Raw genomic sequence first — 14765 nt, 5'->3', positions numbered from 1 at the left:
CAGTCATGATACAGCGTAAGCAGACCATCTTTCTCTTCTTGGCTGCCGTGATGAGCGTCTTGGCATTGTGTTTCCCATTGGCTACTGTAAGTGCCGATGGATTTACTCTGCACCGTGTCTATAGCTTGTGGATGACAACTCCGAGTGGAGCGCTCAGCTACTTGCCGTGGCCATTGTTTATGGTCATGCTGTTGGCAGCATCACTGAGTGTATATACCATCTTCCGCTATACGCAGCGCACTCTGCAGGCGAGCTTCTGTCTGATTAACATCATGCTCCATGTTATATGGTATGTGGCACTGGCTGTGCTCAGCAAGTTCCTGGCTCCTAATGCAGCAGATTTCCATGTTAATATTGCTGCTGTGTTCCCTGCTATTGCCATTATACTTTGTTTTATGGCGCGTCAGGGTATTCTCTCCGATGAACGTAAGGTTAGGGCAGCTGATCGCATCCGCTGATTCCCACCTTATTAATATATAACACGATGGATGGCTTTTCTTATGAAGGTCATCCATCGTGTTTTTTGTCTAAAAGGGTGATAAAGAGTGTCAAGGCGGGACAATAGTGACTGTTATGCTATTTCGAGTAGTGTCATGATTGTTGCATGTTGCCTTTTTTATTTGATGACAAAGGCAAGACAGTAGTGATTGTTGAAGCACTTTTACTTTGGACTGCAAAAAGAAGAGTTCGGTGGAAGTAATGATTCCATCGAACTCTTATCTCTTGATGATAGCTATATGTCAGCGGATGATGGCGGTCCATCCTCCACCCGGAGCCATATAGATGGGCAGACGGCTCTTGCCATCTACTTCAATGCGTTGATGCTGGTAGTCGGTTGCTTCGCGATCAGCATTGATGCCATCGGCAAAGATGTCGGCTGTGGCGCGGTGATCGCCAAGGAACGAACAGTCTATAGTCAGATGGCGTGCTGTCCAGTTAGTCATGGCTGCTACATACCAGGTGTTACCTTTGCGACGGGCAACTACAGCATATTCGCCCATCTCACCGGCCAGGGCGACTGTCTCGTCGAAGACGGTAGGAACGGCAGCAATGAAATCGGTACATTCTTGATTCTGCATGTATTTTGAAGGACTGTCAGCCAACATCTGGAGTGGAGCGTCAAACAGGGTGTACATAGCCATTTGATGAACACGGGTGCCTTGACTCATGGGATGGTCGTTGTTGCCGAAGAACTGTGATCGAACGGCATTGACCATAGCGCCTGGAGTATAGTCAAACGGACCAGGCAACGCACGGAGGTAGGGGATGGTGACGTCGTACATGGGTTGGTCGTGGAGTGGACCGTCACCGACACGTGGTTCCCATTTCGAGTTCTCCAGACCTTTCACTCCTTCGAAATTGACGATATTGGGATATGCTATCTGTACGCCGAAAGGACGCATGCCGTGAAGGTCGAGCAAAAGGTGATGGCGTGCTGCACATGCGGCTACTTCATAGACAGACTGGATGACACGTTGGTCGTCACGGTCGAAGAAGTCAACCTTGAAGCCTTTCACACCCATATCACCATAGTGTTTCATAATCTCTTCCATCTTTTCATGACCTCTTTGAATGAGGTTGCGCCATGACGACCAGAGAATGACACCGACACCCTGTTGACGGGCATAGTCGATGATGCCTGCCATATCCATCTTGTCAGAGAAGTGGAGTAGGTCTTCGGGATCACTCCATCCTTCATCAATGATGATGTATTCGAGTTTGTTCTTGCGGGCAAAGTCGATGAAGTATTTATAAGTTTCCGTATTGATGCCGGCACGGAAATCGACACCTGTCAGGTTGGTGTTGTTCCACCAGTCCCATGCTACCTTCCCGGGTTTAATCCATGAGGTGTCTGTCAGCCGGCATACAGGACCAAGGCGGCGTGCAATGTCGTTGCCCAATAGTTCACGGTCTGAGTCGCTGATCACAATGATGCGCCATGGCAGGCGACTTACGTTTTCGGCAATATGTTCTGCACGTTGTGTGGGTACAAGATTCAGACGATTGTAACCGCCTATCTCCTCTTCTAATGGCAGGGGAGGAAATGCTGCCTGAAGACTGTTGCCTTTCCCCTTTTTGAGATACATGCCGGGATAGTTTTCTACGTCTGCCTCCATCACAACGGCTTTGCGCTTTTCTGGGAGACAGATGGCTGTGGGAGTGATAGCAAGTGAGTCTGCAAACATCTGAGAGAGACGCTGACGGTCGTAGTATGACTCAAACGAGTAGCACCAGCGCTCTCCTGCACGATTGTCGTTGACGTAAGGGATGAATGCTTCATAGTCTGCAGCGAAACGAAATTCTGCGGTCTCGTTGACTACCTTTGCCAAGGGTTTGGTGGGGACGATGCGATAGGCTGCTGCATCATTGAACACACGAAACTCGACAATCAGACCATTGCATACCATTTGCAGTAGGCCATAGTTGCCGGAAGACTTCCTCACGTTTGACGAACGAGTCTTCTTTACCTTGACGTTCTGTCCGAAATCCATGATGTCGGTTTTCAGTCCGATTGCGGATGGTTGCAGTATGACGGTATTATCCTTTCGGATATCCCATTGTAGTTGGTTGTCGGTGCACACATTGACGGTAATCAGTCCGTTGGGCGAACTGACGGAATAAGTCTTGGCGCTGACGGTCATTGTTGCCAGTGTTAGGCAGAGAGAAACGAGAATCTTTTTCATATCTTATAGAAATTGGTTTTCAGTATGCGCAAAGTTACGAAAAATAATCGATAGATATGCCATTTTTCAATGTTTTTATAGTTGTGATTTGTCTGTTAACTCAAAAAATACTACTTTTGCAGCCGAAATAAGATTGTATGAACAACGATAACGGGAGAGAAATATGAAAATAACCGCTAAAACAGGATTGGTATTGGAAGGTGGAGGAATGCGTGGCGTATTCACTTCGGGTGTTCTTGATGCCTTTATGAAACATGAGATATGGTTTCCATATGTTGTGGCAGTATCGGCGGGTGCCTGTAATGGATTGTCGTATATGAGCCATCAAGCACGAAGGGCACGTTACTCCAATATTGATATGTTGAAGAAATATGATTATATTTCGCTTAAGAAACTCATCAAAGATGGTACGATATTCGATGCAAACATTCTTTATGATCGTTTTCCAAATGAGATTGTGCCTTACGATTATGATACCTATGAACATAATCCAGCTGTGTTTGAAGCCGTCACCACAAATTGTTTGACGGGAAGGGCGGAATATCTCTCCGAGCGTTACGACCATCAGCGTCTTACACAGATTGTTAAGGCGAGTTCTTCTTTGCCTTTTGTGGCACAGATTACTAAGGTTGATGGAATACCGATGCTTGACGGAGGTATTGTAGATAGTATTCCGGTTGTGCGTTCCATGGATACTGGACATACTGAACATGTGGTGATATTGACGAGAAACCGTGGCTATCGCTCGTCGGAACCTGATTTGAAGGTGCCGCGTTTTGTGTATTCTCGTTATCCCAGACTGCGTGTGGCATTGAGTCGTCGTGTTGCGGAATACAATCGCCAGTTGGAACTTATCGAACGTATGGAGGATTGGGGAGAGATCATGGTCATACGTCCAGAACGACCCATGGAGGTGGGAAGAGTAACACGTGATGTGGAAAAACTGGAACGGCTCTATGAGGAGGGCTTTATGCTTGGTGAACGCTTTGTCAATCAGGAACAATTGACTGGAGTATAACAATTCCATCTGACTTTGCATCTTGTTGATTGCAAAATCAGATGGAAATTATTTTGTAGGGGCTGTTTGGATTATTCGCCCAATAGGTCGGGGCGGAGACGGCGTGTGCGTTCTAAGGCCTGTTCCAATTCCCATTCTTTGATTTTGGCCTCGTTACCGCTAAGCAGAATCTCTGGTACTTTCCAACCTTTATAGTCGGCAGGGCGAGTATAGATTGGGGCTGCCAATAGATCATCCTGGAAACAGTCAGACAGAGCACTCTGTTCGTCACCAATCACGCCAGGCACTACACGTACAACAGCATCGGCAATGATGGCAGCTGCCAGTTCGCCTCCTGTCAGCACGTAATCGCCAACAGATATTTCCCTTGTGATGAGATGGTCGCGAACGCGCTGGTCAATACCTTTATAGTGACCGCAGAGGATGATAAGGTTGCCTTTCAATGATAGGTCGTTGGCAATATGTTGATTGAACTGCTCACCATCGGGTGAGGTAAATATCACCTCGTCGTAATCACGCTCAGCCTTCAGGGCAGTAATACATCGGTCAATAGGCTCACACTGCATGACCATTCCGGCAGAACCGCCATACGGATAGTCATCCACACGACGCCATTTGTCGAGCGTGTAGTCACGCAGGTTGTGCAGGCGGATTTCCGCCAGCCCTTTCTTTTCGGCACGTGCAAGAATGCTTTCGTGAACAAAGCCCTCAATCATTTCGGGTAATACACTGATAATGTCGATTCTCATATTCTACTGTTTCCTTCTAGTTGATATTCTTTTATTCTGATTGCGCTATACACTAATTGTAATCGTCTGTATAGTGCGTATTGATGCAGAGGGGTATTTAACGGTAATATTCCTTGATGGCATCCAACTGCTTGTAACCTACTTCGCGTCCCAGTTCATAAACCAGTTGCATGCGTTTGGGGTCATGGCAGAGATGGCCAATGGGAATCTTGCCTTCCGGACGAATGACAAGGCATCGACCTTCCTTTTCTGCTTGTGTCACATAGTCCAATTGACTGTTATACATCAGATGGCGCTGATCCATGGCTTCTATCATATTGGGATAATGACGGAGTGCCAAACGCATGAGAGGCATCAGAGCGTTATGAGACTTGCGATAGCCTGCTGGTTGGGTTAGGATGACGATGTTACGTTTATAACCCTGACTCTCGTAATAGGCCAAAGGAATGGAGTCGCTGACACCACCGTCGAGCAGTTGGTGATTGCCGATAGGAACAACTCTTGAAACCATAGGCATGGAGGCAGAGGCACGTATCCACTCCAATGTTTCATAATCAATATGGTCTAATTGATGATAGACTGCTTTTCCTGTTGTTACATCTGTGCAGACCACAGTAAACTCAATGGGATTGTTGGCGAATGTCTCTGAATCGAAGATGTCGTAGTCGTGGGGAACGATATGGTAGGCAAATTCGGCATTGAAATAGTCGCCAGAGCGGAAGAGTGAATGCCAACCGCTGTAGCGCCTGTCTTTGGCGAATCGTTTGTTATAACGGATGGCGCGTCCTGGTTGCTGTGACTTATAGTTGCAACCGAATGCTGCGCCTGCAGATACGCCGATGATACCGTCGGGCTTAATGCCTGCTTCCATCATCACATCGATGACGCCAGCAGTCCATAGTCCGCGCATAGCACCGCCTTCAAGTACCAATCCTTTTTTCTCCATTGTCTTATCTGTTGTCGATAATTCCGTAATTGCTGTATTGGTGACGGGGGAATACAAATGCTTGATCGCTGATACCACCCGTTTTGAAATTGGTTATTTTTATTGTAGTGTGGAAAAAGCCTACCTTCACACGGATGCTGATGGGATTTCGTGTGTGGTGGTCGAGCAGTACATCAGCCTCTTTAATGCCCTTAACGCCCTTTTTTGCCTTTAGTGTGATGACATAACCACGCTTGTCGTTAGCAATATGGTAGTTGTAGTTGTCGGGCTTGAATGTGAATTTTGAGGCATATTTATCGCGTGATTCATCGTCAGAACGATAGATGGTAACGGTTCTCTTCTTCCGATCTACACGGGTGTAGGTGATTTGGTCGTTCCATGCTGTGTAGCGGTCTTCTACAAATTTACTGCTTTTCCCTTTGGTCCAGATAGTTCCTTGGGCTTTGTAGATGCCTATGATATTGACACTATAGCTTAAACGTGAACCTTGAGGACCATAAACCTTTTGATAGGCCTCGTTGAACATACGCCGCGCTTGACGTGAATTAGGAGACTCCTGTGCATGAAGCCCTATTGTGAACAACATGCACAGGAGTATGAGATAATATCTAATCATATTTGTTATTAAGCATTGTATTCCTGCCAACTCTTGATCTTGATGTCTTCAAGTCGGAGGGCAGTGAAGGCTTCAATGAAGGCTTTTGCCAGACGCACATTGGTCATCAAGGGGATGTTGTGGTCGATGGCGCCGCGACGAATGCGATAACCATTGGTCAATTCGCGCTTGGTGTGGTTCTTGGGAACGTTGACAATCAAGTCGAATTTGTGGTCAGCAATCATCTGCATGATATTGTTGTCGCCTTCCTCATCGGGCCAGTTGACGGCAGTGGCTTTCACACCATTCTCATTGAAGAACTTGGCTGTGCCTGGTGTGGCATATACCTCGTAACCCTTCTTGACGAGTTGCTTGGCTGGTTCGAGCAATGAAACCTTACCCTTTGCGGCTCCTGAAGAGATGAGAACGCTCTTCTTGGGAAGACGGTAGCCAGTGGCGATGAGTGCGTTGAGCAAAGCCTCGTTGAGGTCATCGCCCAGACAGCCTACCTCACCGGTAGAGCTCATATCAACACCGAGTACGGGATCGGCATTCTGCAGACGGGCAAATGAGAACTGTGATGCCTTGACACCGATGTGGTCGATGTCGAACTCGCTCTTGGCTGGACGAGAATAGGGAGCATCAAGCATAATCTTGGTTGCTGTCTCGATGAAGTTGCGCTTCAGAATCTTCGATACGAAGGGGAATGAGCGTGATGCACGCAGGTTACATTCGATAACCTTCACCTCACGATTCTTGGCAAGGAACTGGATGTTGAATGGTCCGCTGATGTTGAGTTCCTGTGCAATCTTGCGGGAAATCTTCTTAATCTGGCGGATAGTTGAGAAATAGATATGCTGTGCGGGGAATACCATGGTTGCGTCACCAGAGTGGACACCGGCATATTCCACATGCTCAGAGATGGCATATTCAATAACCTCACCCTTGTCGGCAACAGCATCAAACTCAATCTCTTTGGTTTCCTGCATGAACTGGCTTACCACTACGGGGAACTCCTTGGATACTTCGGTTGCCATATTCAAGAAACGATGCAATTCTTCATCGTCGTAACATACGTTCATGGCTGCACCTGAGAGTACATAGGATGGACGTACCAGTACGGGATAACCAACTTCATCTACAAACTCCTTGACATCGTCGAACGAAGTCAGAGCGCGCCAACGTGGCTGGTCAATTCCTAGTTTATCGAGCATGGCAGAGAACTTGTCGCGGTTCTCGGCACGGTCAATATCAACTGGAGAGGTGCCCAATACAGGAACGCCCTGACGGTAGAGCTTCATTGCCAAGTTGTTTGGAATCTGTCCACCTACAGAGACGATGACACCGCGTGGCATTTCAAGATCGATGACGTCAAGAACACGCTCTAACGACAGTTCGTCGAAATAGAGGCGGTCACACATGTCGTAGTCGGTCGATACGGTTTCGGGGTTGTAGTTGATCATGATCGACTTGTAGCCGAGTTTGCGTGCAGTGTTGATTGCATTAACCGAACACCAGTCGAACTCTACGCTTGAACCGATGCGATAGGCGCCAGAACCGAGAACGATTACAGATTTCTCGTTCTTATAATAGCTGATGTCGTGTGCGGTCTTGTATGCTTTGCCGTCGGGGGTAGCAAATGCTGGTGTGTGTGTATAGGTGAAATACAAGTAGTTGGTCAGTTCTGGATGTTCAGATGCTACAGTAGGGATGCGTTTTACCGAAGGCATGATACCCATCTGTTTGCGGATCTCACGTACTTTGAGGTTTTCCTTCTCCATATTGCCACTCTGTGGCTTGAGTACGAAACGTGCAATCTGAAAGTCTGAGAATCCTGCCTGTTTCACTTCAAGCATAAGGGCGGCGGGTACGTCTTCTACGGCATTGTATTCCATCAACTGATGTTTCAGGTCAACAATATGCTTCAATCGTTCAAGGAACCATACGTCAATCTTGGTCAATTCCTCGATACGCTTGATAGTATATCCTTCTTCCATGGCCTGTGCGATGGCAAAGATACGGAGGTCTGTTGGGTTTGCCAATGCATCGTCGAGGTCATCGAAGCGTGTGTGGTCATTGCCTACAAATCCGTGCATACCCTGTCCAATCATGCGGAGTCCCTTTTGGATCATCTCTTCAAATGAACGTCCGATGCTCATAATCTCACCGACCGACTTCATGGATGAACCGAGGTGGCGTGATACGCCAGCAAATTTGGTAAGGTCCCAGCGTGGAATCTTACAAATCATATAGTCGAGGCTTGGAGCCACGTATGCTGATGATGTTGTTCCCATCTCGCCAATCTGATCGAGCGTGTAGCCCAAAGCAATCTTGGCAGCTACGAAGGCTAGGGGATAGCCCGTTGCTTTTGAAGCAAGTGCAGATGAACGGCTCAGACGTGCATTGATTTCAATGATGCGGTAGTCGTTAGTTTCTGCATTGAAGGCAAACTGGATGTTACACTCACCTACGATATTCAAGTGGCGTACACATTTAGTAGTGATATCCTGCAACATCTTCACCTGTTGCTCGGTCAATGAGCAGGTAGGAGCCACTACGATAGATTCACCAGTATGGATGCCCAGAGGGTCGAAGTTTTCCATTGAAGCTACGGTGAAACAGTGGTCGTTGGCATCGCGGATGCACTCGAACTCAATTTCCTTCCATCCTTTCAAACTCTCTTCTACGAGAATCTGTGGTGCGAAGGTGAATGCGCTTTCTGCCAGAGATATGAATGTTTTCTCGTCAGGGCAGATACCACTGCCCAGTCCGCCTAATGCGTAGGCAGAACGTACCATTACGGGGAATCCGATATTATGGGCTGCCTTGAGCGCATCGTCCATGTTTTCTACAGCGTGGCTCACGGGTACCTTCATGTCAATCTCTGCCAGTTTCTTGACGAAGAGGTCGCGGTCTTCGGTGTTCATAATGGCTTCTACGCTTGTGCCGAGCACTTCTACACCATATTCTTTAAGAACACCAGACAGATAGAGTTCAGTACCGCAGTTGAGGGCTGTCTGACCGCCGAATGCCAACAGAATGCCATCAGGACGTTCTTTCTTGATGATTTCTGTTACGAAATACGTATTGACGGGTTGAAAATACACTTTGTCGGCAACGCCTTCCGAGGTTTGGATAGTGGCAATGTTTGGATTTACCAGAACCGATGATATACCTTCTTCGCGCAGGGCTTTGAGTGCCTGTGAGCCTGAGTAGTCGAACTCTCCGGCTTGTCCGATTTTCAGGGCACCCGAACCGAGCACGAGTACCTTTTTGAGTTGTTTCTTCATATCTCTTTTATAGGGTTGTTTGTTTTTGCTCTATATATTATATTAAGGTGTTGGTTATTCTGTGGTCTTAAACAAGTCCTTTATACCTCCTATGCTTCCCAGGAGATTTGTGGCTTCGTATGGCAGATAGACAGTCTTGGTCTTGTCGCCATTTGCCAGCTCTTGCATCATTTGGATATATTTCTGTGCCAACAGATAGTTGGCAGGGTTAGTGCTCTTTCCTACGGCTTCGGTGATAAGTTCGATGGCCTTTGCTTCTGCTTCTGCTTTGCGGATGCGTGCCTGTGCTTCACCTTCTGCATGGAGAATGGCTTGCTGCTTCTGTGCTTCGGCACGGTTCACCATAGCGGTTTTCTCACCTTCTGATGCAAGAATCTCCGCAGCTTTTTCACCCTCTGAAGTCAGAATCTGTGCACGTTTGTTTCGTTCTGCCTGCATCTGTTTCTCCATGGCATTGAGCACACTTGTTGGTGGTGTGATGTCTTGGAGTTCTACGCGATTGACTTTTACACCCCATTTGTCGGTGGCATCGTCGAGTACGGCGCGAAGCTTGGTATTGATTGTGTCGCGTGAGGTGAGTGTCTCGTCCAGTTCCAGTTCACCAATGATATTACGGAGTGTGGTCTGTGTGAGTTTCTCGATAGCGTTGGGCAGGTTTGATATTTCATAGACAGCCTTGAAGGGATCAACAATCTGGAAGTAGAGTAGCGCGTTGATCTCCATCTGGATGTTATCTTTCGTAATTACGTTCTGTGATGGGAAATCATAAACCTGTTCACGGAGGTCAATATTGTCAGAGTAGGCATAGCGTCCACGTGTCAGCACGACGATGGCTTTGGCACGGTCAATGAATGGTATGATAACGTTGATGCCTGGTTTGAGTGTCGCATAGTAACGACCGAGACGTTCGATGATTTTTGTTTCCGACTGTGGAATGATAACCAGCGCCATCTTGGCGAATACTACTACGCAGATGATGATGGCGATGAGCACATAGGTGAAAAAAGATGCTTCCATAATGTCTTGGTTTTATTCGTTTATACTTGTTGTTGATTCCACTTGGATGATGGTGCTTTTCCGATCCGTAACCTTTACGGTAGATCCTGCTGTGATGTCGGTGGCGCTATTGCTGACAGCTTTCCATACATCACCGTCAATGGCAACTCTTCCGGAGCCTCCCGTCTTGATGGTTTCTGTGACACGTCCTATTCGTCCGATAAGTGCATCGGCATTGCTAGGACGGTTGGGCTCGTTCTTGTGCAGATAGCGTAATGCTATCGGGCGCACAAAGAAGATGCTGGCCAACGCTACTGCTGCAAAGATTGCCAATTGCCAATAGATGTTCAATCCTATTGCAGCTCCGATAGCCGACGCCACAGCTCCTATGGAGAAACAGATGATAAAGAAATCACCAGACGATAATTCGAGTATGAGACAAATAACGGCCGCGATGGCCCATACCTGCCATACGTTGTTCATGATGTAATCTGCCATAACCCAATCGTTTTTTATGTTGCTGTATTATAATCTCTTTGGTGTCTGTTTTGTGTCGGCTATAGTCTCGGCCTATCAGAGTCCTTAACCCTTGAAACGTTCTGACTGCTGACGGATGAGTTCGGTATCGTCGAAGTAGTTGATCTGCATGGCAGAACGTACCTCACACATGGTCTGAGCTGCTGTCTCGCGCGCCTTTTCAGTACCCTTTTTCAGAATATTGTAGATCTCAGGAATATCCTGCTCGAATTCATGACGACGTTGGCGGATGGGCTCCATAAATTTATTGAGCACATTGTTGAGGAACTTTTTGGTTGTTCCGTCGCCGATACCACCTTTCACATATTGTGCCTTGAGTTCTTCAAGAGTCTTGAATTCTGGCCAGAACTCAGCAAAGTCTTCATCGCTACTGAAAGCTTCGAGGTAGGTGAAAACAGCATTTCCTTCAAGATGTCCCGGTTCGTCCAAGCTCATACGTGGCTCTCCGTTAGACATCTTCTTCACCTTCTTCCATACATCAGCAGCAGAGTCGCTGAGGTAGATGCAGTTTCCAAGTGATTTCGACATTTTCTCTTTACCATCGGTGCCGGGCAGACGACGTGCTGTTGCGTTTTCGGGCAACATGATTTCTGGTTCTACCAGTACCGGTGCATAAGTCTGGTTGAAGCGACGCACCAATTCGCGAGTCACTTCCAACATGGGTTCCTGGTCTTCTCCGGCAGGAACGGTAGTAGCTTTGAAGAGCGTGATATCTGCTGCTTGGCTGACAGGATAGCAGAAGAATCCGAGGGGAATGTTTGCCTCGAAGTTGCGCATCTTGATTTCTGTCTTCACAGTTGGGTTGCGCTGTACGCGACTTACGCTGATGAGATTCATCAGGTAGGTGGTCAATTCTGCCAGTTCTGGTATTTGACTTTGGATAAACAAGGTGCATTTCTCAGGGTCGAGTCCTGCTGAAAGGTAGTCAAGGGCCACCTCGATGATATTTTGTCTGATTTTCTCTGGATTGTCAGCATTGTCTGTCAGTGCCTGAACATCTGCCATGAATACGAACATCTTGTCGTAGCCTCCGGCATTTTGCAGTTCAACACGTCTGCGCAGCGAGCCAATGTAATGGCCTAAGTGCAGTTTTCCTGTAGGACGGTCGCCCGTCAGAATAATCTTTCCCATAATAGTTTTCTGAATTTCAGCACAAAGGTACAGCTTTTTTCTGAATCATGCAACAAATACGGTCTCATTCCCTATTTTATTTTATAGGTATGCGTATTTATGCGTTTTTGATACGCTGTAATATTTCCCCGTAGGGATCGTGCTGTTTTAGTAGTATAATAATGGTTTTTGAAGTGCTTTTTATGTAAATATTATGATGTTTTTCCTTTGTAAATAGCTAAAGTACAAAAAAAGTAGTATCTTTGCATTTGATATCAATTTAATGTCTATAAGAAAGAAGATACTAAGAATACAAAAAATGAATAAAGCTAAATTGATTGTTTTGATAGTTGCCGTAGCCGTACTGGCCAGTTGTGGAACCACCACGACGGTACCTATCACAGGACGAAAACAACACATGATGGTGAGCGACGAAAAAGTGCTCAGCCTCAGTAATCAACAGTATGCGGAATACATGAAAACCGCCAAACCTTCCACGAATGTGGCAAATACCAACATGGTGAAGCGAGTGGGGCAGAACCTTGCAAATGCCGTTGTGGCTTATCTCAACGCCAACGGCCTTTCCAGTGAGGTTGCCAACTACAAGTGGGAGTTCAATCTCGTACAAGACAAGCAGGTTAATGCTTTCTGTATGCCCGGTGGTAAGATTGTGGTCTATGAAGGACTGTTGCCTGTCACTCAAGACGAGACTTCGCTTGCGATAGTTCTCGGACATGAAATAGCCCATGCGGTGGCCAAGCACTCTGCCGAGCAGATGAGTACGCTCATCAGACAACAATATGGCGCACAAGCCCTCAGCGTTTTGATGCAAGGTGCAGGTGCCAGTAGCGGACTGCAGAATATAGCCGGAACGGTTTTCGGACTTGGAGCCAAGGGAGCAAGTGCGAAATATTCGCGCAACCACGAGAGTGAGGCCGACCATCTCGGTATTATCTTTGCAGCCATGGCAGGCTATGATCCACAGAAAGCTGTGGATTTTTGGAAACGCATGTCGCAAGCTACTGGTGGAGGCTCGAAATCATGGCTCAGCACTCACCCTACCGATGCCACACGTATAGCACAGATACAGGCCTGGATGCCTGAGGCTATGAAGTATTATAAGCCCCAAGCTGTTGTTTCCACAAACAAGAAAAATACTGTGCAAACCAAAAAGAAGAATACTACTACGCAAAAAAAGAAATCAATAACCAAAAAAGCAAGACACAAATGAAAATAACTACTCGACACTTCGTCAAATCAGCAATGGCAACAACCGCAGCCATGTTACTCGTCATCAATGCCGAGGCGCAAAATGCCGGTGGTATCTCTCCGCAGATGATGCAGCAATTTGAAAAGCAACATCAGGCAAATCCTGCCAGTCGTGCGCTGCAAAATGCAGTAGCTGTCAATTCTATCGACGGCTTGGCTGTCAACAAAGCCAATGCAGGAGCCTTCGATACCTATTTTAGTGTGGAGACACCCAGTCAGTCTATCACCAATCAAAAGTCAAGTGGAAGATGTTGGATGTTTAGCGGATTCAATGTGCTGCGTGGCAATTTTGCCAAACGCACAGACTCGTTGACCGTTTCGCTCTCGCAAAACTATCTGTTCTTCTACGACCAGCTTGAAAAGGCAAACTTGATGCTTCAAGGCGTGATAGATCATGCGAAGAAACCATTTGAAGACCAGCGCGTCCAGTTCTTCTTCCAAAGTCCTATCAATGACGGAGGAACATTCTGTGGTGTGGCAGACTTGGTAGAAAAGTACGGCCTTGTGCCCAGTAGTGTTCAACCTGAAAGCTTCTCGGCAGAAAATACGGCAAAGATGGCCTCTATCGTCAAGTCCAAACTGCGTGAACATGGTTTGAAACTGCGCCAGATGGTAGCAGATGGCAAGAAAACAGCCGATGTGCAGAAAGCTAAGGTAACCGCCCTTTCTGAAATCTACAATATCCTTGCCCTTACACTTGGTGAACCCGTCAAGGAGTTTGACTATGCTTTCAAAGGCAAGGACGGACGAGCAAAGACTCCTGTTAAACACTATACTCCAAAGACATTCGCAGAGGAAGTGGTTGGTGGACCTATCAATGGCACTTTTATCATGGTGATGAACGATCCGCGTCGTCCTTATTATAAGACCTATGAGGTGGAATACGACCGCCATACCTATGATGGGCACAACTGGAAGTACCTCAACTTGCCTATGGATGAGATAGAACAGCTCGCAGTAGCATCGCTCAAAGACGGTCGTAAGCTCTATTCCAGCTATGATGTAGGCAAGCAACTTGACCGCAAACGTGGCTATGCCGATACAGAGAATTTCGACTATGCCTCTCTCTTCGGTACTTCATTCACCATGGACAAAGCCCAGCGCATTTCCACATTCGACAGTGGCTCTACCCATGCCATGACACTTACTGCCGTGGATCTTGATGCCAACGGAAAGGCCACAAAGTGGAAAGTTGAAAACTCCTGGGGAGGTGATTGGGGACAGAAAGGATGCCTCATTATGACCGACAGATGGTTCCGCGAATACATGTTCCGACTCGTAGTCAATAAGAAATATGTGAGCGAGAAACTCCTGAAAGACTATAATCAGAAACCCATCATGGTGATGCCAGAAGATCCACTCTTTCAGCAGGATAATTGATGATTTGTTAACATGCATAATTGGGGGCGAAAGCCCCCTTTTTTTATGCATTTCCATCTGTGAATAGCAGTTGATTTATGTTAATTAATTGATAATCAACGTCTCATTTCGGAGTAAAGTTTGGTAGTTCCAAAAAATAGTCGTACCTTTGTGCCCGTTAACAATAGTGTGACGGTTGAATGTCTCGTGGT

The 14765-nt window shown here is 46.9% G+C and carries 12 protein-coding genes; 4 read left to right on the top strand and 8 right to left on the bottom strand.

The window, feature by feature from the left end; translation table 11 throughout:
* Positions 1 to 5: 5 nt before the first annotated feature.
* Entirely contained in the window at positions 6 to 458 is a 453-nt protein-coding gene (locus tag CIK88_RS07415; RefSeq protein WP_094390267.1) for a DUF4293 domain-containing protein, read from the top strand.
* A 282-nt stretch (positions 459 to 740) separates the two neighbouring features.
* Here CIK88_RS07415 and CIK88_RS07410 read toward each other — a convergent pair whose 3' ends face one another.
* Complete coding sequence (locus CIK88_RS07410) at positions 741 to 2684, bottom strand: glycoside hydrolase family 97 protein (RefSeq protein ID WP_094435539.1); 1944 nt, start codon at positions 2682 to 2684, stop codon at positions 741 to 743.
* 163 nt (positions 2685 to 2847) lie between these two features.
* Here CIK88_RS07410 and CIK88_RS07405 point away from each other — a divergent pair, with 163 nt between their 5' ends.
* Positions 2848 to 3702 carry a patatin family protein gene (locus CIK88_RS07405; RefSeq protein WP_094390265.1) on the top strand — a complete coding sequence of 285 codons (855 nt, stop codon included), beginning with the start codon at positions 2848 to 2850 and terminating at the stop codon, positions 3700 to 3702.
* Positions 3703 to 3773: 71 nt separating this feature from the next.
* On the opposite strand, the gene trmD is transcribed toward CIK88_RS07405, so the two are convergent.
* From trmD to trpS, 7 genes are all read right to left on the bottom strand, one after another.
* Positions 3774 to 4451, bottom strand: coding sequence for a tRNA (guanosine(37)-N1)-methyltransferase TrmD (gene trmD, locus CIK88_RS07400; RefSeq protein WP_094390264.1), 678 nt, complete (start codon positions 4449 to 4451; stop codon positions 3774 to 3776).
* Positions 4452 to 4548: 97 nt separating this feature from the next.
* Positions 4549 to 5397 carry a patatin family protein gene (locus CIK88_RS07395; RefSeq protein WP_094435537.1) on the bottom strand — a complete coding sequence of 283 codons (849 nt, stop codon included), beginning with the start codon at positions 5395 to 5397 and terminating at the stop codon, positions 4549 to 4551.
* Between the two features lie 4 nt (positions 5398 to 5401).
* The gene (locus CIK88_RS07390) at positions 5402 to 6013 is read right to left on the bottom strand and encodes a hypothetical protein (RefSeq protein WP_094390262.1); all 612 of its coding nucleotides are present in this window, start codon (positions 6011 to 6013) and stop codon (positions 5402 to 5404) included.
* An 8-nt stretch (positions 6014 to 6021) separates the two neighbouring features.
* A complete protein-coding gene (gene carB, locus CIK88_RS07385; RefSeq protein WP_094435533.1) occupies positions 6022 to 9282 on the bottom strand; it encodes a carbamoyl-phosphate synthase (glutamine-hydrolyzing) large subunit in 3261 nt (1086 codons plus the stop codon).
* A gap of 54 nt (positions 9283 to 9336) precedes the next feature.
* A complete protein-coding gene (locus CIK88_RS07380) occupies positions 9337 to 10299 on the bottom strand; it encodes an SPFH domain-containing protein (protein ID WP_094390260.1) in 963 nt (320 codons plus the stop codon).
* 12 nt (positions 10300 to 10311) lie between these two features.
* Positions 10312 to 10776, bottom strand: a complete 465-nt coding sequence (locus tag CIK88_RS07375) for an NfeD family protein (protein WP_094435531.1) — start codon at positions 10774 to 10776, stop codon at positions 10312 to 10314.
* A gap of 84 nt (positions 10777 to 10860) precedes the next feature.
* Complete coding sequence (gene trpS, locus CIK88_RS07370) at positions 10861 to 11946, bottom strand: tryptophan--tRNA ligase (protein ID WP_094390258.1); 1086 nt, start codon at positions 11944 to 11946, stop codon at positions 10861 to 10863.
* Positions 11947 to 12244: 298 nt separating this feature from the next.
* Between trpS and CIK88_RS07365 the strand changes: the two genes are divergently transcribed.
* Together CIK88_RS07365 and CIK88_RS07360 are read left to right on the top strand one after the other, a co-directional pair.
* The gene (locus CIK88_RS07365) at positions 12245 to 13156 is read left to right on the top strand and encodes a M48 family metallopeptidase (RefSeq protein WP_094435792.1); all 912 of its coding nucleotides are present in this window, start codon (positions 12245 to 12247) and stop codon (positions 13154 to 13156) included.
* A gap of 32 nt (positions 13157 to 13188) precedes the next feature.
* Positions 13189 to 14574, top strand: coding sequence for an aminopeptidase C (locus tag CIK88_RS07360; protein ID WP_094390257.1), 1386 nt, complete (start codon positions 13189 to 13191; stop codon positions 14572 to 14574).
* The last annotated feature ends 191 nt before the right edge of the window (positions 14575 to 14765 follow it).

It is taken from the genome of Prevotella sp. P5-50 (genome assembly GCF_002251295.1).
Lineage (GTDB): Bacteria > Bacteroidota > Bacteroidia > Bacteroidales > Bacteroidaceae > Prevotella.
The sequence above is the reverse complement of the archived record's forward strand: the minus strand, read 5'-3'. Positions and strand labels throughout refer to the sequence as shown.